This is a genomic window from Paenibacillus sp. GCM10027630, assembly GCF_042676305.1.
Lineage (GTDB): Bacteria > Bacillota > Bacilli > Paenibacillales > NBRC-103111 > Paenibacillus_S.
Window position 1 is genome coordinate 15,457 of sequence record NZ_JBHTGY010000013.1, and the last position, 18,731, is coordinate 34,187.

Annotated in this window: 16 protein-coding genes; 5 read left to right on the plus strand and 11 right to left on the minus strand. The window is 49.0% G+C overall.

All coding sequences use genetic code 11. The annotated features are described in order from the left end of the window. Positions 1 to 21 precede the first annotated feature (21 nt). From ACFQ0C_RS07235 to ACFQ0C_RS07255, 5 genes are all read right to left on the minus strand, one after another. Positions 22 to 1,737, minus strand: coding sequence for a spermidine synthase family protein (locus ACFQ0C_RS07235; RefSeq protein ID WP_379365375.1), 1,716 nt, complete (start codon positions 1,735 to 1,737; stop codon positions 22 to 24). 457 nt (positions 1,738 to 2,194) lie between these two features. Further along, entirely contained in the window at positions 2,195 to 3,091 is an 897-nt protein-coding gene (locus ACFQ0C_RS07240) for an ABC transporter permease (RefSeq protein ID WP_379365377.1), read from the minus strand. Next, positions 3,088 to 4,017 (minus strand): ABC transporter ATP-binding protein, encoded by a 930-nt coding sequence (locus ACFQ0C_RS07245; RefSeq protein ID WP_379365509.1) that lies wholly within the window; start codon positions 4,015 to 4,017, stop codon positions 3,088 to 3,090. The genes ACFQ0C_RS07240 and ACFQ0C_RS07245 overlap by 4 nt, the downstream gene beginning before the upstream one ends. A 146-nt stretch (positions 4,018 to 4,163) precedes the next feature. Next, entirely contained in the window at positions 4,164 to 6,599 is a 2,436-nt protein-coding gene (locus tag ACFQ0C_RS07250) for a DUF7408 domain-containing protein (RefSeq protein WP_379365379.1), read from the minus strand. Between the two features lie 299 nt (positions 6,600 to 6,898). Next, entirely contained in the window at positions 6,899 to 7,657 is a 759-nt protein-coding gene (locus ACFQ0C_RS07255; RefSeq protein ID WP_379365381.1) for a stalk domain-containing protein, read from the minus strand. Positions 7,658 to 7,944: 287 nt separating this feature from the next. Between ACFQ0C_RS07255 and ACFQ0C_RS07260 the strand changes: the two genes are divergently transcribed. After that, entirely contained in the window at positions 7,945 to 8,457 is a 513-nt protein-coding gene (locus ACFQ0C_RS07260) for a DUF5050 domain-containing protein (protein ID WP_379365383.1), read from the plus strand. 1 nt (position 8,458) lies between these two features. Continuing rightward, a complete protein-coding gene (locus tag ACFQ0C_RS07265) occupies positions 8,459 to 8,617 on the plus strand; it encodes a hypothetical protein (RefSeq protein ID WP_379365385.1) in 159 nt (52 codons plus the stop codon). On the opposite strand, the gene ACFQ0C_RS07270 is transcribed toward ACFQ0C_RS07265, so the two are convergent. Then, on the minus strand, positions 8,614 to 9,603 hold the full coding sequence (locus ACFQ0C_RS07270) for an alpha/beta fold hydrolase (protein WP_379365387.1): 990 nt from the start codon (positions 9,601 to 9,603) through the stop codon (positions 8,614 to 8,616). The genes ACFQ0C_RS07265 and ACFQ0C_RS07270 overlap by 4 nt on opposite strands. Positions 9,604 to 9,736: 133 nt before the next feature. Continuing rightward, positions 9,737 to 10,234, minus strand: coding sequence for an LURP-one-related family protein (locus tag ACFQ0C_RS07275; protein ID WP_379365389.1), 498 nt, complete (start codon positions 10,232 to 10,234; stop codon positions 9,737 to 9,739). Between the two features lie 128 nt (positions 10,235 to 10,362). Between ACFQ0C_RS07275 and ACFQ0C_RS07280 the strand changes: the two genes are divergently transcribed. Both ACFQ0C_RS07280 and ACFQ0C_RS07285 read left to right on the plus strand, forming a co-directional pair. After that, positions 10,363 to 11,250, plus strand: a complete 888-nt coding sequence (locus ACFQ0C_RS07280) for a helix-turn-helix domain-containing protein (protein WP_379365391.1) — start codon at positions 10,363 to 10,365, stop codon at positions 11,248 to 11,250. 105 nt (positions 11,251 to 11,355) lie between these two features. After that, positions 11,356 to 12,231 (plus strand): phytanoyl-CoA dioxygenase family protein, encoded by an 876-nt coding sequence (locus ACFQ0C_RS07285; RefSeq protein WP_379365393.1) that lies wholly within the window; start codon positions 11,356 to 11,358, stop codon positions 12,229 to 12,231. A gap of 176 nt (positions 12,232 to 12,407) precedes the next feature. Here the strand turns inward: ACFQ0C_RS07285 and ACFQ0C_RS07290 are convergent, their stop codons facing one another. The 3 genes from ACFQ0C_RS07290 to ACFQ0C_RS07300 all read right to left on the minus strand — a co-directional run bounded on the left by ACFQ0C_RS07290 (position 12,408) and on the right by ACFQ0C_RS07300 (position 15,350). Next, positions 12,408 to 13,391, minus strand: a complete 984-nt coding sequence (locus tag ACFQ0C_RS07290; protein ID WP_379365511.1) for an oxidoreductase — start codon at positions 13,389 to 13,391, stop codon at positions 12,408 to 12,410. 215 nt (positions 13,392 to 13,606) lie between these two features. Further along, positions 13,607 to 14,350: an AAA family ATPase gene (locus ACFQ0C_RS07295; protein ID WP_379365395.1), complete on the minus strand. Its 744-nt coding sequence runs from the start codon at positions 14,348 to 14,350 to the stop codon at positions 13,607 to 13,609. A gap of 523 nt (positions 14,351 to 14,873) precedes the next feature. Then, positions 14,874 to 15,350 (minus strand): NanQ anomerase/TabA/YiaL family protein, encoded by a 477-nt coding sequence (locus ACFQ0C_RS07300; protein ID WP_258217012.1) that lies wholly within the window; start codon positions 15,348 to 15,350, stop codon positions 14,874 to 14,876. Positions 15,351 to 15,617: 267 nt separating this feature from the next. On the opposite strand from ACFQ0C_RS07300, the gene ACFQ0C_RS07305 reads away from it, so the two are divergent. Further along, on the plus strand, positions 15,618 to 17,135 hold the full coding sequence (locus ACFQ0C_RS07305; protein ID WP_379365398.1) for a CAP-associated domain-containing protein: 1,518 nt from the start codon (positions 15,618 to 15,620) through the stop codon (positions 17,133 to 17,135). Between the two features lie 78 nt (positions 17,136 to 17,213). Here ACFQ0C_RS07305 and arfA read toward each other — a convergent pair whose 3' ends face one another. After that, the gene (arfA, locus tag ACFQ0C_RS07310) at positions 17,214 to 18,725 is read right to left on the minus strand and encodes an arabinosylfuranosidase ArfA (protein ID WP_379365400.1); all 1,512 of its coding nucleotides are present in this window, start codon (positions 18,723 to 18,725) and stop codon (positions 17,214 to 17,216) included. Between the last annotated feature and the right edge of the window lie 6 nt (positions 18,726 to 18,731).

Below are 18,731 nucleotides of genomic sequence, written 5' to 3' on the forward strand. Positions count from 1 at the left end.
CTCTGCATGGTTCATTGTCATTTATCGATTCGGTTGGATTTCCGTAAAATAATCACGTACCAGATTCTGTACATTTTGCGGCAGCTGGCTGCGGTTTAACGAGCTTTTGGCCTCATTGGCATATTCGGTGAACACTTCCTCATACGGCCTCGTCGCCCCGTCCATCATTGGCGAGGAGCCACCCTTCTGTACCTCGCCCCCGGAGCCGTTAACCGCCCCTTGATCGGACTGCACGTTGCCAGAGCCTTGCAGATTACGCGGCGTCGTGACCAGGCTCCTCGACCCGTTGCCGACTCCGGCTCCGGCACCTGCACCTGCACCTGCCCCTGCACCCGCTCCTGCACCCGCTCCTGCACCTGCTCCCGCTCCCGCTCCGGCACCTGCACCCGCTCCGGCTCCTGCGCCAGCTCCGGCTCCGGCACCAGTGCCCGGCTGTGCTCCAGCGCCCGGCTGCGCGCCAGGGCTCGGCGTGCCGCCGGGGCCTGCAGGCATCGCAGCCGTGGCCAGCGCATTCGCGAGGCCACTCGGGCTCCACGCGGCTGAGAGCGCTGCGCCCTGCGCCGCCAGTTGGCCCGCCATCGGCAGCCCAGCCTGCGCGATCTGCGCGGCCTGCTGCATCGCCAGCGCTTGCTGCTGCGCGTTCAGCTGCTGCCGCTGGAGCGCCTCAGCGAGCCGCGCTTCCAGCTCCTTCAGCTGCGCTTCGAGCTGCGCCGGATCGGCCGATGCGTCGCCGGCCTGCTTTTGCAGCTCCTTCGCGGCAGCCTCCATCGCTTTGCGCAGCCGCTCCGCCTGCTCCGATGAAGCATCCGGCATCGCTGCCGCGAGCTTCTCCAGCTCCTTCGCGAGTGCTTCCTTCTGCTCCTTCGTCAGCTTCAGCACCTGCTCGCGCAATTGCTCGGCGCTTTGGCGCAGCATTGAAGCGTCCTGCTGCTTCAGGCTTTGCCCGAGCTGCTTGAGCATCGGCTGCCGCTGCATTTGGTCAGCCCACTGCTCCGCTTCAGCCTGTCGCTTGGCTAACGGCTCCGCCTGCTTTTGCAGCTCCTTCATCGACTTCTCCATTTCATCGAGCGCCGTCTTAACGTCCCGACTCTGCTCGAGTCCTTCCTGCAGCTGCAGGAGCGTTTGCTCGGTTGGCTTTTTGACAATCGGATCGAGCTTTTCAACCTTCAGCTTCTCTGCCATACTTTCCACATTCTGCTTTTGCTCTTCCACCCATGAAGCTTCCGCTTGCTTTCGTGCCAAAATTCCATCCATCTGATTAGGCAAAATAAGCATGACCGCCAGCATGCAGGAGCAGATGCCAATAACCCATAGCCGCCTTTTAAATCCGCTCAGCATGACTACCTTCGGCAGATTTCGCACTGCCGCTTCGGTAAAAGCAATCGCTGATTCACGCTGCATACGGATAATAGGTGTGTCTTGATGCAAATATTGAAGCGCCGTAAGTACAGTTTCCTCGGCACCCGCTTTATCCAGTACTTTAGCAGCCGCCTCTGGCGTTATCCTTCTTATCAAAGGGTACAGTACACCAATCATTCCCCCAAGGAGCACCAGCAGCACAGCCTCCAACCGATAATAAGGAATCGGAAAGAAATGCCCGGCGAGCATCCATAGGAAAGCAGCAATCAATCCCGCCACCAGACCCAGTGCGCCCAGCTCCGTCATGCGGATTCCAAGCATTCTGCGTCGGACCGGCCGAAGCAGCTCCAGCAAACGCTGCGACTCCACACTCAGCATAGCTATAACGACTCCTTTCATACCTTATTCCATTACGCCGACTCCAGTCACTCCATAGCGGTGTTGAATACTTCGTGCAATAAAGGGAGTTTCCCCATAGATTCGGAGCTCCTTCATCCTTTTATCAATAGGGCTGCTTTTTATGAGAAGCCCCCACTCTCACGGAACGTCATTCCGTTATTTGTCTTGCATCTCATCAAATTCATGAAGCTGCGGAAATACGATGCGCTATTTCATCTCCAACCTGCCGAAATGCCCACATTTCCAACAAATAAGACATCCTAGTTCCGTTCCATTTGATTTATGACGTGTGAACAACCAAATAGCGCATCCCAGTTCCTCTACCTGCCCATCTAGAGGCAGATAAAGTGCTCTCGGTTAACCTCATCTCATAGGTCCAACATCCGATTAACTCGCTACTCGTTATTTAGAAAGTCATCCTATTCCACCAACAAATCTAACCCCGCTTCTTCAATCTCGGGCGAATGTATCGAATACTTAGCAGCAGCGCTCCAACAGCCAACACTGCATATACAAGAACAAATTCCTGCCACAGCTCAATAGGTGGGGGCGTCGGTGTGCCGCTAGGCGTCATTCTATTGCCGAACGCTTCACGATTGAGGTTCGGCTCGAAAATACTGAGCAGCGCAGCAACCGGGTTAAGTCCGAGCACATATCCAACCCAACCGTAAGATGGAGGATTCACCCCTTGATTATATTGACGGAGCACCCCCTGTAAAAAGATATACAACAGTCCCGTTCCGGCAAATACAGCCAGTGTAAAGCCATAGGTCACGACAACTGAGATCATCGTCCGCTTAAATATGGTTGAAAACAACACTCCGAACGCACCCAGCACGAACATTGCAAAAATATAAAACAAGAAAACCAAAGACAGCTGCTTAGGCGAAATGCCGCCGAACAGGAACACGATGCTGTACACCGGCAGCGTAGCGATAATAACCAACAGCATAAAGCTTAATGAAGAAACCAGCTTGCTCAAAATAATCGTCGTCGAGCTCTGCTGTGTCGTCAGCAGTATGTTCAGTGTCTGCTTCTCCCGCTCCCCGCTAATGACGCCGGCAGTCAGGCCAGGTGTCATAAAAGCAACCAGCACCAGCTGGGCAATGCTCAGGAAATAAAACAGCTCCCGGCTTTCCTGTGGGCGGAAGCTCGCTGCTCCTCCGCGAATTCCACCTGTATTTAAGTATATAAAGCCCATTGCTAAAAGCCCAATAGCAAGCAAATAGAACAACAATGACAGAGACGAGCGAGCCGTCCGCATGCGCAGCCGGAACTCTTTGTCCAATACAGGATTAATTAATGTTTGGCGCCAACCGAGGCCATTCCTCACAGCGCATCGCCTCCTTTCGTAATCTCCAAGAACACATCCTCCAGATTCGTTTGCGCTTCACTGTACGTTATGATCCGGTAGCCCTTGCCAATCAGCTCCAGAAGCAGGTTGGACTGATCCTCATCCTGTCCCCCGAAATGCACATGGATGCCTTGCTCATCATGCAGCACCATGGAAACATGCGGCTGATCCTGCAGAAATGCCGCCGCCTCCTGCTCCCGCTCCAGCACACGTATGTGCAATACCCGTTTGACCCGCATCCGGTTCTGGATATCCTGCACCTTGCCTTTGGCAATAAGCTGTCCATGCTCAATGACGCCGATCTCATCCACCATTTCCGCCAGCTCCGGCAAAATATGCGAGGAGATCAAGATGGTTTTACCCATTGACTTAAGCTCCTTCAATATTTCGCGCATTTCAATCCGGGCTCTCGGATCAAGCCCTGACGCCGGCTCATCCAAAATCAGCAGCTCTGGATCATGCACCAAGCATCGCGCCAAGCATAGCCGCTGCTTCATTCCCCTCGATAAGGAATCGACATAGAAATCCGCTTTATCCGTTAAGTTAACCAGCTCCAGCAGCTGAGGAATGAGCTTCTCCCGATCTGCTCGCGGAATTCCGTAGCTGGCTCCATAGAAATGAAGATATTCTGTTGTTTTGAACTGATCGTACACACCGAAGAAATCCGGCATGTAGCCGATCAGCTTGCGCACTTCCTTCGGATACTCTGTTACTTCGAAACCGCCAACCTTGGCCGAGCCCGAGGTCGGTGCGAGCAGCGTCGCGAGAATCGACATCGTAGTTGACTTACCGGCTCCGTTGGGTCCGACGAATCCAAACACGGAGCCCTTGGCAATATCCATACTCATCGATTTCAACGCAGTAAAGCTGCCGTAGGTTTTCGTTAAATCCTTAATTTCTATCATCGGCTTAGGCAAATTCTGATTATCACCCGCCAGTCTTTCCATTTCTCGACCTGCACTCATCGCTGTACCAATCTCCCCGTTCTCATTCAACGGCTCTGCTACCTCTGTACTTCCCATCTTCTGCTTGCTTACTTCCTGATCGTTGCTCATTGGCGCACCGTCCCTTCCAAGGCTACCTCAGGGAACTGGAAGCCGAACTGCTGTGTGGTCGTAGCCTTCATTCGTATTGTGGTCCCACCGTCTATGATATAAGCTGATAGGTTATCCTTTTTCTCTACCGGGGTGCGCAAGTCAAGTGGCTCCCAATCTTGCTTTTCCCCGTTCCACAGCTCTAATGTCAGAAACTGTGGAACGCCTGCTCCACCTGGCATACGCATATCCAGCTTCGTATAGGAAGCACCCTGAATTCTCGGAAGTGCGTATTCGAACGTCACGGAACCGTTGCCGATCACTACCATTCCGTTTGGCTCCATAAATAATTGATTCGTATTGTTAGTAACAATAACAGGGCTTATATAGCCTGCAGGAATCGATATCTTATCCCCTTGAACAACTTGGAAATCAACCGCCTGCACCCACAGGTTCAATTGATCGGAGTTAGCCTCCTTGCCATTCACCTTGAATAACGATTGCTTATCCTTACTCCAGCCGATGACCACGGGTTTCCCCTGATTCATCCCTTTGCTGCTATTGTTCATGTACGAATTAATCATTTGGCGTTCACGTTCATGGGTATCCATGTTTCCATTGCCGTTTCTGTATATCATGCCGCCATTCATTCCATTCGGGTTATTAAACAAAAGATAGCCGTAATCGAAATTACCATTATTAATATTTGTAGGAGAAGTTAACGCAATCGGCTTTTTCTCCCCAACCTTTAATTCTCCTACGTTGTACACGCTCCGGTTGATAATAATATTAATATCGTTCAGGTCACTTTTCGTTGCATTGGCGATTTCACCTTTAAGTCCAGTGGAATCCAACGTCAGGTTCACCTCGAACTTACCTAATTGCTCGACTTCATCGTTTTGAACCCATGCTTTGCGCACAGACCAATAAGGTACATCCGACCAACCAATTCGCGTTTTTTCCGCATCCAGACGAATGTGTTGATCAGAAATCCCGGTCAACTGACCATTAGAGCCAAAGCCCTGATTCGTGTTAGCCAAAACCGTACGCGCAGCCTTAGGAACCTCAAGCTCATAATTCCCACCGCGAGGAACAAACACAGCTGTTGCACTCGTCCGCTGTCCTTGACCGCTGCCGTTAAGCTCCAGAGTGTTGAGTGTATGTATTAATGTTGAGCTTTTGTCCGAAGATCCGATCATAAAAATAACGGCGCTCGACAGAATAGAAAAGGCGGGGATGATAATCCAGGCCCACTCTCTTTTATCCATTTTTTTCAGCAGCAGGTATAAAAACGGAGCTACAAGAATGACATAAATCAGAAACACGATCAGCAGCAGGAAGAAGGACGGCGACACTAACGAAGGGAAAAAATCGAGCGCATACTGCACCTCCATAAATTGATTCATGAAGGAATAGCCCGGTCTTCCACGCTTCATATTGGTTGGTCCTGAGTGGCCTTGGATTACTTTCTCCCATAGCTCGGGATTTCCGTTCCACGAGGCTACCGGATTGAGCGCAAGGTCATAGGCCACGTACCATACTTCTCCGCTTCCTATGTTTTTTCTGGCAAAAAGGGGCAGCTGCTTCTCCTGGGTAATGATCTCACCTGATCTCAGCCCTGATGTCGAAACCGTAAAAGGCTCGCCAAGCTTAAGCTCCTTACCCGATGCTTGCTCGAGTGAAGACAGACCGGATAAAGAGGTTGTTCCTGTGTAAGTTACCGGTGACAGACTCTCGAAAGCTTTAGCCGTCTTAGGGTATCCGGCGCCACCAGCCAACACCAGCGTACCGCCACGATTTACCCATGACGTAATTGCTGTAACCTGATCTTCCTTCAACTGGTCGGAGGCAAAATCATTCAAAGCGAGCACATCGAGACTTTCAAGCATAACCGATTCGCCTGGAAGCTGTTCCGGCTTCAAATGAATGACGCTGACCGCTATATTTTTTGACTGCAGAAGCGATAAAAAGTTAAGTGTATCCGGGTCCCGCGCCAGCACGCCTACTTGAACCGACTGAGTAGGCGTTGCCGCTATGTAATCATTGCCTTTGGTAATGGGGATGATCTCCCCTTTGCTTAAATCACCTTTATAAAATTTAATAACATTATTTTTGCTGTTGTACGACATGCCAGGCAGGGACATCCACACAACCTTCGTCGTCTGCTTAGGCAAGTCAATGTGCTTGATGTAAGTGGCATCGCTGCCTCCCATTGGATTGACCATCTGCACAACCAGATCGCCGCTTACATCTTCAGACGGATTGGTCACGGTAAACTTAACCGGGAACCACTGTCCATCTTTTATTTTACCATCATAGCCCGCTTCCATCTGGAGCTCTATCGAACCCGCAGCTGCCGCAGGCCGAGTCCACAGTAAGGAACATATACACAGAACAACAACCATGATCCCCATCCATAAGGTGAGCCGTTTCTTCTCTCTGTCTAGTACCACCGTATTTCTCCTCTCCATTCCTGGGAAATCATTCTAAATCCCGTTTCTCTATTGACGCTAATGTACAAAGAAAAGTTGCTTGAATAGTAAATATTTGGGTCTTATGATGCAGACTATCCTTATAGTGCTTCACTTGACAGACCGCTTTTGCTAGGAGATGTTTCGCTGTAAATTTCAAAAATGCTGCAAATACGAATAAAACCGTCCAGATGTGGGCGGTTTTATTCATACTCTTCATTCTATTTTAATCACAGTAAAATTTTCTTCCTACTTACACGATTTGTCATCCCTTAACACTATTAACTAATTAGCCCTCTTGCTTTTAAGTCTTCTTTGTTGAGTAAAATCCCCGTTTTGGAGTTCATGGCACGTATTATCCCTTGTTCGGTGTATAGAAACACTGGCTTCAATTTCCCTACGCCATTAAGTAAACTGAAATCAAATTTTGTAGAAGTTTTCGTTAAATCCGCTGCCGGCATCCATTCATCCTCAATAGGAAAACCTAAATCTTTAATGTTGGATTTATTGACGTGGATATTGTTTTTGTAAACTAACATAGAGAGCTTCCCCTTGTATTTCTGGTATAACTTAGGGACATCCCCCTGCTTGTACTGGTCTTCGAATGAAAAAGGGAAGCCAATTCCATAAGCGCCTATATTTAGATTTGTAACGGAGTGATCACCAGATAAAGAGGCTTTAATATCATTTCCCTCATAAAATCGAATCAGATCAAGAACATTGATCCATTCTGATAAGTCTGGAGCTTCCGTTAACTCTTGATACGGATTGCTCTTAGCCTGCTTTTGCTCAAAGCTGATTGTCCCCGTTGTTTCTTCATAACCAAGCTCATATCCGAGCAGGTCAGCAACCTCTCGTACAGGTAAATATGAAGTTCCATCCACTACTAAAGGGCTGTTCTTTAATTCCTTCTCTACACCATTCACTTTAAATACAAACTTGGCAACCGTCGCCTGCACAGCTTCAGCGGAAGCAGCAACTGCCGTCGCAGCTGACCCGATTATCAGAATAATAGAAAGAACAATAATAATTTTCCTCATAAAATCCCGAGCTCCTTTTTCTTCCAATATACCATAAAATGTTATATGTGCTGCAACTTTTAACTAATTCCTCCGCATGGCCGTTTGGTTACTATCTACCTTCGCCCCCAGATTCCTTTGATCTCCCTTCTTGTACAATTTCTATTTTCATCCTCTTTTGGTGTAACTATAGCAACTGATTTCACGTTAAAAGATTAAGAAATAAATATTCGTTTTTTAAAAGGAGTGCCCTATGCTTAATAAAATAAACATCAGCCTCATCACGCTTTTAATCAACCATCCATAAAATGAACATCGATGGGTCGGACGATCAAGAGCTTGTCAGCGGGACAAGGATGTACCCTTTTTTCATAAATGCCGGGCAGATCTATTTTCTGATGCAGGAAAGTGACGATGAACCCGCTAACCTATACCGAATGAATCTCAATGGTTATGAGCAAAGCAAGCTTCTAGACAATGTAACCAGAGCAATTGCTATCGATGATTGGATCTACTATGTCAGTGATTACGGAAAACAGTTAAATAAAATGAGCGCAGATGGTTCTGTAATCATTCCCCTTTATACTTCGGATCATTGGATAACAACTCTGCACTACCGCCAAGGCTGGATTTATATGATGAACGGAACCTTCGGCATTCATAGCTCTGCCTATATGGATAAGCTGCGAATCGATGGAACCGGACTTACAGGATTGGGGGAAGCGCGTTCAGCGGCGCTTTATTTCGTTGATCAATCATTATATCTCTCTCAAAATTCTTGGCAGAGCAGCAATACTCTCGTTCGTATGGATGTCGATTGATGTGATCGCTTGGTCAGCGGAGATATCGTTGGTTACAAAGGTGACAAGGCAGTTGGACTCTCTAGTGGAACGGATGTACGGCTCCCTTCACCGAACCTGCGAGGGGGAGCGGTATATCCGTTCCACTTCTACCCATAAAAGCGTTAATCTGTTAGCTTAATAATCTTCATGCTTCTCGTGCTGATCTGGTTGTTGCTCCGATAGTTCTGCAATTTGCGCTTCCAGAGCATTAGTGAATTCTTCATCCGCAAAGTGCGCTAGTTGCTCATTGTGATTCCCATATTCATTCTCAAGATCGTATTGACTCTCAAACTCATTGTCGTCCACATACTCATGCGTAAGCACCTGTCTATGCTTGGAATCGCGCCAGCGTTCATCTTCTGCAAGTTCAATCCACGAACGAATCATCCCGGAGAGCTCCACACCATTCTTAATGGGCAGCTGATGATTGGCGTTAGCGATAAATTGCAAGGTACTTTGCGCCAAATTACGCTTCAGCATATGGGCATATCGGTGGAATCTCCTATCTTTTTGACCATAGATCAGCTGTATCGGGGAATCAATTTCATGGAGCCGCTTCGTACAATTGAAATTCAGGCTGTATTCGAAATATTCTTGACTGTTGCGGATATGCCCTTGTATAGCTTGTCTATACAAACGTTTGAACGTCTGCATCTTATCCGCATTCCCCGCCGACATCACAGCCGCCATTAAATGCTTGCCTTTAAGCCGAGATACTTGAGTCGCCGCCCATATCCAGGCCCGATTGTACCAATCGCTCATTTCCGGCATTGAGCTGAGCAGAATCCCCCCGAGAAAACGATCCGGGTAAGTTAGCATCGCTTGCAAAGCAACTGAACCGCCAGTAGAATATCCGCACAGGTAAGCCGAAGGTAAGTGAAGGGCATCCAGCAGCTGCCTGATGTCCCCGACAATAAGCGGATAGGTTACCTTTCGTTCGGACGGCTCGCTTGCTCCATGTCCTCGAATATCGAATGTAATGATCTGAAACGTATCGGCCAACTGTTGACGCAGGTAGGTAAAGCAGTTACTGGAAATCATCGGAGGATGGATGCAAACAATCGGCACCCCGTTCCCCTCTATTTGATAATGAATCTGTGTTCCGTTCAATTCGACCATTGGCATGAAAGAGCACCCCGCATGTTGTCATTCCTAATAGTTCTAGATTTCCCAATGCTCTCTCTTCCATGCACTTTTTTTCCTAAGCCTCAGCATATTTGTTGGTTCATTCGTAGCATCCTGTGTGATATATTGACAATTAGGTGCTGGCCGCAGCGCTCTGCCTTTTTTGAATGGCATGAACTCCCATAACAACCAGGATAAGCTCTTCTATGGGCAGGGCGGAAAGATTCGTCAAAGCAAAGGCGCCTGAAGAGAACATTCCATCCGTTCTAGCGAATTCTGCTACTACTTCACCACGGACTGTCGTAACCGTATATTCCTTGGAGAAAGCAGGAGCCTCAATCCGAAGCTCTCCGTGACGACCGACATACGCATAATGCTTTTTGAAAAAAGCCATCTTTGCTTTAAGAGCACCGATCTCATCACCGTCTCGGTCCAGTACTAACCATGTATTGGAGAAAAAGCGGAATTTACCGCTATAAGTCATACGCCCCCGATCATCGAGTACATGAATACCCGAAGAGAACATGCTTTGCAGATCAAGCTCGCCCATTTTGTTGTTGTGCTCATCACGAATATCTGTCAACCCGGTCGAGAAAAATCGGTCGGAGAAATATACCGTGCCTACCTCCATAAAGATCCCCCTTTTCAATTTGATTAGGATGCTTTCTTTTCTATAACGAGAGCAACAGGGAAATAGTTACAGTCCAGGTTTGAAGAAATCGGAGCTTAATAAAGCTATTAGAATAGGAGAAGTCCAAGATGGACAATCACCCGACAGAAGATTTCCCGCTTCTCAACGCGAGCTTTGAACGTAGCTCCAATGCGGGCAAGGCTCGCTGTGAGCCAGCATGGCATTGGCGTCCTCATCAACCGCTACAGGATTACGATCTATGGTATGCCGTTGCTGGCAAGGGAACTATGACAATAAATGGAGTCTCGTATCCGATCCAAAAAGGCAGCTGTTTTCTTATTCGTCCAAGCGATATAACAGAGGCAACACAGGATTTGAACGATCGGCTGACCGTTATTTTCATCCATTTTAATCTGACGGATTTGATTTCAAAAAAGCCCTTTGATGCCTCGCTGCTTCCTGAGCGCCATACATTAGTAAGTGATACGTTGTTTATAGAAATGCTGTTAAACCGATTGCTGCAAGTCGTATACAACGATGGCGCTTGGTCGGATATAGAATATAACCTGATGCTCAAACAAATTATGCTGTATCTGTACAGTCGGCAGCAGGAGGAGCAAACCTCATCGGCCGGCAAGCAAAAGCAAGTGATCGCACGCGTGATCGGTTATATCCGTGAGGACGTTGGAAGAAGAATGTCGCATCAGGAAATTGCGGATCATGTTCAGCTTTCTGCAGAATATTTAAGCATTTTGTTCAAGAAGTACACCGGTACCTCCATCAAGCAATACATCACCGATGTTCGTTTGGAAAGAGCTGTGCATCTGCTTATGGAAACGCCCATGAACGTATCTCAGGTTGCAGAGTCTTTGGGTTATGCCAACGTTTATTTATTCAGCAAGCAATTCAAGGAACACTATGGCGCTCCGCCATCCAAGTACAAGTGGAGCACTGAGCCCTCCCGCGCTCACGGCAGTGTCAATCAAAACAATGAGGACATTGACAACGGAAATTAGCTGATATCGGTTTAAGTATAAAAAAACGTATTCTACCTTCATTTCTATGCCCCCTTCTGCTTGGTATGATAAATTCAAGCAGAAGATGAAGGAGGCCGTAACAAAATGAACGAAGCCAAGGAGCCAAGAACCTTATACTCTTACGAAAATCAAGATGAGCAGCAATTAGCCCAAGACATCGCCGAGAAGCTGTACCGCTACGATTCTATTGAATCAGACCGCATCCGAACTATAAAAGACTTTACCGAACAGCATGTGAGACAATTTTGGGAACGCGGTTATTTAGTTATCGATGAAGTATTGGATGAAAATGAAATTAAGGACTCGTTAGAAGCCTTAATGGACATCCTCTATGAGCGCTCATTAGGCTCTAAGGTGCAGTATGTTAAGCCAAAATCCCAGCTTCATTCTGATGAAGAAAGAGAGCTTGCAGCCCGCAAAATATATGATTATATTGACCATGAGCCGCGACTCAGACATGTGGCCTTTCAAGACGGTATCATGGGTGTCATGGCACAGTTGTTCGGTGAAGAAGCCAAGGTCGCGCAGGATCAAGCCATTTTGAAACCGCCTACAGGGGGTGCCGAGAAGCCATGGCATCAGGATATGGCCTACGGCCCACTCGCTTTCGACAAATCCGTAATCGGTATATGGATTGCACTCGATCCAGCTGAGTTGGACAACGGCTGTATGCACGTCATTCCTTACTCCCATCGGGATGGTGCCGTTCCTCATTATGCTGTCCGCGATTGGCAGCTTTGTGACCTGAGCGTGCAAGTCGAGCGTGATGTCGCTGTTCCATTAAAGCCGGGCGGTGCGCTTTTATTCTCAGGCCTCCTGCATCATGGGACACCACCGAATTTTTCGGTGAAAAGACGTCGGGCGATGCAGATCCACTATGCAGCGGAATCAGCCAAGAAGCTGACTCCGCTTGAGTATAAGAAAATGTTCACCAATGAAATGACTGGGGCGGAATGCTGATCGGTGAAGCCCAGCCCCATTGAGCCTCACCACCCTCACTCAGTCAAACCTGCTGCTGCATGGTTTCCACAATTAAAATTGAGCGGCCGTAAGGGCAGCAAAGCGGAAGAAGGCCTCAGAACCATTATTCAATGTGGGACTGAGGCTTCTTTTTTATGATGAATGAAGGCTAAGAGCTATAATTCAACTACAATCCGTCCTCTGACACGTCCGGCCAATATCTCCTCCGCCGCGTGAGGCACATCCTGCAAGCGGATCGTACGGCTGCCGATCCTCTCCAGCTGCCCGTCGGACTTCAGGTCGGACGCCATCCGTTCCCACAAAGCGCTGCGGCGCTCTATAGGGTATTGGACGGAGTCGATACCGAGCAGATTGACGCCGCGCAGGATGAACGGATGTACCGTTGTCGGAACGGTACCGCCGCCAGTGAGGCCGCTGACAGCTACGGAGCCGCCGTAGCGGATGGAAGCCAGCAGGAATGCCAGCCCGCTGCCCCCGACAGGGTCAACGGCGCCGGCCCACTGCTGCTTTTCCAGCGGCTTCGCCAGGACCACGGACCCTGACGCTGCGGCGCTCAGGCGCCCAACAATGTCGCGGGCGCCCAGAGCCCGCAAATAATCATGCTCCTCCGCTTTGCCAGTGCTCGCAGCAACCTCGTAGCCCCTCGCGGCCAGCAGCGCGACGGCAACACTGCCAACCCCGCCGGTGGCTCCAGTCACCAGCACAGGGCCTTGCGCGGGATGGAGCCCGTTATGCTCCATCCGCTCAATCGAGATCGCTGCCGTTAAACCGGCTGTACCTATCGCCATTGCTTCGCGCGGCTCCAAGCCTGCCGGCAGCGGCACAACCCAATCGGCGGGAACACGCGCCATAGCGCTGAATCCGCCAAAGTGCGAGACGCCCAGCCCGAAGCCGGTCACTATGACCTTCTGCCCTGGCTGAAACCGTGCGTCTGCCGAGGTGCATACCTCCCCGGCCAGATCGATGCCGGGGATATGCGGATACGATCGGACTATGCCGCCATCCAAACGGCAAGCGAGTGCGTCCTTATAGTTCACTCCCGAATAGTGAACACGAATAAGCACCTCGCCCGCAGGCAAATCCTCGACCTGCAGCTCCTGCAAACTTATAGCAAGCTGATCATCTTGCTTATTTACCATTAGTGCCTCAAACGATCTCCGTTCCAAATGATATACCTCCCTAAAGTTCCGCCAAGTCGAAACTAATTTCGTAAGCATCCAGAAATATCTATTCACCTAACATTAAGGGATTTTAATAATAAAGCACCTTAACCATTATTCCTCTAAATAATTATTCCTGCGAACCGACACAGCTTCTGCTATTACCTAATTCGGTTGGCCGCTACCAGCCCTATTTATTCATCATCCTCAGCAAACAGCTCCCGAAATATAGCTCCGCGATTTTCCAAAAACCGGCGTGTCAGCTGATAATGCGACGTCTCTTCATAAGCAATCTCATGTATAGGACCCTCGTCAAACGAATAGATCTGCGCACCCGGGAATCCCAGCAAAATGGGGGAATGCGTCGCAACAATAAATTGAGAGTCCGGACTTAGACGGTGAAATACGGATAATAAGCTTAATTGACGGGCTGGGGATAACGCAGCTTCCGGCTCGTCCAATAAATAAATGGCCCTTCTCCCAAATCGATTGCGGAACAACGATAGAAAGGATTCCCCATGCGACTGTTCATGCAGCGATTTGCCACCGTACGGGGCATAAAATTCATGTCGGTATTGCGGCTGCTCCCGCACCATCTGATCCAAATAATTAGCGAAATTAAAAAACGATTCTGCACGAAGAAAAAAGCCGCTCGTCACCTTGCGATTCCAGGTTAACCGGATGTATGGCCCAAAATCAGCCTCAGTCCCATCCAGCTCATAGGTCTGATTAGCGCTGCCTCCGGCTGTATGGAAACCACATTGCCAGGCTATAGCCTCCAGCATGGTTGATTTACCCGACCCGTTCTCCCCTACGAAAAAAGTAACCGGCCCACCGAAAGGAAGCCCTTTAGTCTGCGCCAAAGCAGGCACTGTAAATGGATACCGGCCGCCAGCAGGAAACTTGTCACGCAGAATGGCTGCTTCACGCAAATACATGTTCATCCCCTCCTGAGAGATTTTCCTATCCTAAGCACATTCCCATCATATCGAAAAGCGCTCTCCGGGTCGAGCCTCACGTTGGCTCCCCAACTGTCAATCCAGCATTGCTCATTTCCCGGCTGAAACGGAACCTGGTTCCTCTATTTCCACTCGCACACGTTAACATTAAAATCAAACGGAACGTCAATCACTTATTCCCCCGAAAATCCATCTGATTGGCCTTCCAGTAGTCAAATAGCTGATCGTCGTTCCGCCCCCCTCCAGTATAGAGCCGCTTTCGCCAAAATAGCGCACCTACGTTCCGCCAATCGTCAATCGGGTTAATTGCACGATTAGTGATTAGCCTCTCTCCACCTTACTCGCCCTATAAATTGGATCGCTCGACCTTGAGACCTGATAAGCCTGCCTTCCTGCTCCACGATGAGAAAATGTCCCTTCATCTCAGGCACCGCTTGCATCAGCTTCTTTAAAATATTAAAGGGCAGGCTTCCTGTCGGAGCCTACCCTCATTAGCTTGCTACTATTCAAACAGCAATGATTTATGAATTTTAATGACGACTTTGCGGATTGGCTGATCTTCTGAAACACTGCAGCAAGGACGATGAATATCACCTGGGTAGAACACGGTAAAGGAGCCAGGGCTTAGTTGAATCGCGTTTTCCTCAGCTATTTTACTGTAGAATGCAATATCCCTCGCCGCAAAATTTTCCTCGCTAATTACTGCATCCTCAGTTAATGGTGCAACTCGGATGACCTCTTCACCTGCCAGCAAAAACTGGATATCCGTATAGGTTTGGTGCGACTCGGGCCGCTGCTTCTCCCAAGACAAGGTTGTCGGCTCCTGCAGCAGAGCAAACATAAGATCTCCTTCAATATCGTACCTGCCAGGTTTCAACGAACTAAAATCAGTACTTTGAATATACTCCAGCCCTCTATTAACCGCTTTAGGATAAACCTGCTTTTCCCGTTCCCAATTCTTAATATCGCTAATGATCATTTGTAGTCCGCCTCCTGCAAGATATAGTCCGTATTCGTTACCCTTTCCCAGTATAAACCTGTTGACTTGTTATGAAAAGACTAACTAATGAGTTAAACTTCTCTGAGGCGGAGTTTTCTGTAATCCTATATAATTCGATTGGTTGGTTTTACAGTTAGACATTCCGGCTAGAGAGCCATATAGTAGAAAGTGTACGAATTTTATTCCATATGCATCTTTTGACGTAGTTAAAAAACAGATGCGTTTTGAATTTAGGAGGTTTAAATAATGAACACAAAGCTATCAGCTCGCTTATTGCCCCTTGCCATCGCTATCTTCTTATCACCTTTATCGTCATTCCTTCCATTGCAGCATCCGGTGTACGCAGCCGATGCACCTGGTTTTACTGATACAGCCCGCCACTGGGGAGCCACGGCAATCTCATGGGCCGTTCAAAATAATATCGTCAACGGTTACGAAGACGGAAGCTTCCGACCGGATCAATCGGTATCCGAGCCGGAGTTTCTGGCCATGCTGCTGCGGGCTTACCCCGAGGTTAAGCTTGCTGCTGCAGCTTCCGGCTCCGCCTGGTACAAGCCGTATTACGATGTAGCAGACAGCCGCAAATGGCCTGTGCTGCATAATACGGACGCAACCAAGTTTAGCCGCGGACTTGTCGCTCAAATTATTACAGCTTCGCAAAAAGGAACACAAAGCCTAAACGATTCTATCCGCTACCTGCTCGACCAAGGCTTGTCTGAGGGAAAAACAGCGGCAACCGTTGCCGGCTATCAAGCAGCCGATCGCTTATCGAGAGCCGAAGCGGTGCAATTTATACGCAACGTGAAGCAAAAGCAATTCCAGCTCATCCCGGACAATGGAGCCTCTTCTCCAGCCGTACCATCTTCTCCTGAAAGTCCGGCTAATCCAGCGACACCTCAGTCATCAGCCGCGGCCAACACGGTCACAGTAAAAGGCATCCATATCGGGGATGCGGCGGAAGATGTGATCGCCAAGCTCGGAGAGCCAGCGCGTAAGGATTTAAGCGAATATGGCTTCCAGTGGTTCATATACAACCAGGATTACAGCAGCTACGCACAGATTGGGATTAGCGGCGGCAGGGTAGTCGGTCTATATTCCACCTCCGCCAATTGGGAGTACAACGGTTTGTCCGATGGGAGCGCCAAAAGCGCAGTGCTGAACCTGTACGGTCAACCCCTAGCCTCGATTACCAAGGGCAACACCCGCTTTACTATGAACTACGGCAAGGGTGAATACGGCACTTATGAGACATCAGATTCTTATGTCACCTTCTTTTATGACCTTCATCGCAACAACGTTGTTACAAGCATCCAGACAATCGCCAAGCCAACGGAACTCGCTTTGGCTGCCTTTTATCCGGAAGCCAGCGATTCGCTGATCACAGCTTACGAGCGGCAAATCTTCGACCTGGCTAATGCAGCCCGCGTCAAGCTGGGTAAGCCTGCTTTCACCTGGGACGATAAAATAGCCGGCACAGCGCGCAAACACAGTGCGGACATGGCCGCAAACAACTATTTCGCGCATGAAAGCAAGAACGGTGCCTCTCCGTTCGATCGGATGAAGTCGGACGGCATCGCTATGCAGGCTGCCGCAGAAAACATCGCCGCCGGCCAGACCAGCGCCATCTATGCCCACGAGGGCTGGATGAACTCGGAGGGCCATCGCAAGAACCTGCTCAGCGACATCCAGCGTCTCGGCGTTGGTGTAGCGTTCGGCGGCAAGATGACGATCTATTACACGCAAAACTTTTATACACCACAGTAAAAGGCATCCCAGCGAGTGAGCAAACAGCCCGCGTTCACCAAAGTGTGAGTGCGGGCTGTTGATATGGATAAGAAAGACCTATTTCGACAATCGAATTACATTCCACGAAAACTTAGGCAGTGCCGATTGAATGTAGCCGTCCTTCATCTCAGCATTTCCTCTATTGTGTGGTACCACATTCGCAGGGTTCCCGATAGTATTTCTAGCCTTTACATCATCGTGTTCAAGCACGATATGCTCTATGACTCTGTAGCCCTCAAAATTACGAACGTCACACTCCAGCCATAAAGACTCTTCCAAATCCCGGTTGACTGCAAAAATAGTAAGCTCATCCGTTTCCTCGTTAAATACGGCAGTCGATTCCAGATAAGGCACATCCGTAAAATCCTTACTGTCATATACCGGAGAAGAAATAATTGAGTTCAACGCGGTCCCTCTGCCGAACACTGAAGCGTGCATGTATGGGAAGAAGATGGTTTGCTTCCAAGCCGCCCCTCCTTTGTCCGTCATGATCGGCGCAATAACATTAACCAACTGTGCCATACAAGCTATTTTCACCCGGTCCGCATGTTTAAGCATTGTAATTAACATGCAGCCAACAAGAATGGCATCTTCGAATGTATACACATCCTCAAGCTGTGGGGGAGCAATCTGCCAAGGATCCATCTTACGGTCCGCTTCGTTGGAGTGGTACCATACATTCCATTCGTCAAAGGATAGATTGACCGTCTTTTTACTATGCTTTTTCGCCTTCACATAATCACAAATCGCGGTCACGGAGCGAATAAAGGCATCCATATCGAGAGAACGCGCTACAAAGTTTGCTGTGTCATGATCCCGGTTTCCGTAGTACTGATGCAGCGAAATATATTCCACATGATCGTATGTGTGATCCAAAACCGTAGCTTCCCAATCGGCAAAGGTCGGCATACTGCTGCTCGAGCTTCCGCATGCGACAAGCTCAATAGTCGGATCCACCCACTTCATGACCTTAGCGGCTTCACTGGCGATACGTCCATACTCGGCTGCTGTTTTATGTCCGATCTGCCAAGGGCCGTCCATCTCATTGCCAAGGCACCATGTTTTAAATTTATGCGGCTCTTTGTAGCCGTGAGAAATACGGAGATCACTCCAGTACGACCCGGACGGATGGTTGCAGTATTCCACCAAATTTCTGGCTGCATCAATGCCGCGGGTTCCTAGGTTAACGGCCATATTGACTTCGGAACCGGCCTTCTTCGCCCAATCGGCAAATTCATTCGTTCCCACTTCATTCGTTTCGACGGTTCTCCACGCCAGCTCCAGACGCCGCGGGCGGTCTGCCTTCGGTCCTACGCCATCCTCCCAATTGTAACCCGAAACGAAGTTCCCACCGGGATAACGGATGAGTGGCACATTCAATTCTTTCACAAGACCAATGACATCTTTACGAAATCCTTGCTCGTCAGCCAACGGATGACCGGGCTCATAAATCCCTTCGTATACCGCGCGGCCGAGATGCTCAATGAAAGAACCGTAAATACGTTTGTCGATTTGAGCTATTTTGAAGTCTTTGTCCAAGATCATTTTGGCTTTTTTTAGATTATTCATAAGGTT

Coding starts and splice junctions, on each gene's coding strand:
- ACFQ0C_RS07235 (WP_379365375.1), bottom strand. CDS start 1,737: ATGCTGAGTGTGGAGTCGCAGCGTTTGCTGGAGCTGCTTCGGCCGGTC.
- ACFQ0C_RS07245 (WP_379365509.1), bottom strand. CDS start 4,017: ATGATAGAAATTAAGGATTTAACGAAAACCTACGGCAGCTTTACTGCG.
- ACFQ0C_RS07255 (WP_379365381.1), bottom strand. CDS start 7,657: ATGAGGAAAATTATTATTGTTCTTTCTATTATTCTGATAATCGGGTCA.
- ACFQ0C_RS07260 (WP_379365383.1), top strand. CDS start 7,945: ATGAACATCGATGGGTCGGACGATCAAGAGCTTGTCAGCGGGACAAGG.
- ACFQ0C_RS07270 (WP_379365387.1), bottom strand. CDS start 9,603: ATGCCAATGGTCGAATTGAACGGAACACAGATTCATTATCAAATAGAG.
- ACFQ0C_RS07275 (WP_379365389.1), bottom strand. CDS start 10,234: ATGGAGGTAGGCACGGTATATTTCTCCGACCGATTTTTCTCGACCGGG.
- ACFQ0C_RS07280 (WP_379365391.1), top strand. CDS start 10,363: ATGGACAATCACCCGACAGAAGATTTCCCGCTTCTCAACGCGAGCTTT.
- ACFQ0C_RS07285 (WP_379365393.1), top strand. CDS start 11,356: ATGAACGAAGCCAAGGAGCCAAGAACCTTATACTCTTACGAAAATCAA.
- ACFQ0C_RS07290 (WP_379365511.1), bottom strand. CDS start 13,391: ATGGTAAATAAGCAAGATGATCAGCTTGCTATAAGTTTGCAGGAGCTG.
- ACFQ0C_RS07295 (WP_379365395.1), bottom strand. CDS start 14,350: ATGTATTTGCGTGAAGCAGCCATTCTGCGTGACAAGTTTCCTGCTGGC.
- ACFQ0C_RS07300 (WP_258217012.1), bottom strand. CDS start 15,350: ATGATCATTAGCGATATTAAGAATTGGGAACGGGAAAAGCAGGTTTAT.
- ACFQ0C_RS07305 (WP_379365398.1), top strand. CDS start 15,618: ATGAACACAAAGCTATCAGCTCGCTTATTGCCCCTTGCCATCGCTATC.
- arfA (WP_379365400.1), bottom strand. CDS start 18,725: ATGAATAATCTAAAAAAAGCCAAAATGATCTTGGACAAAGACTTCAAA.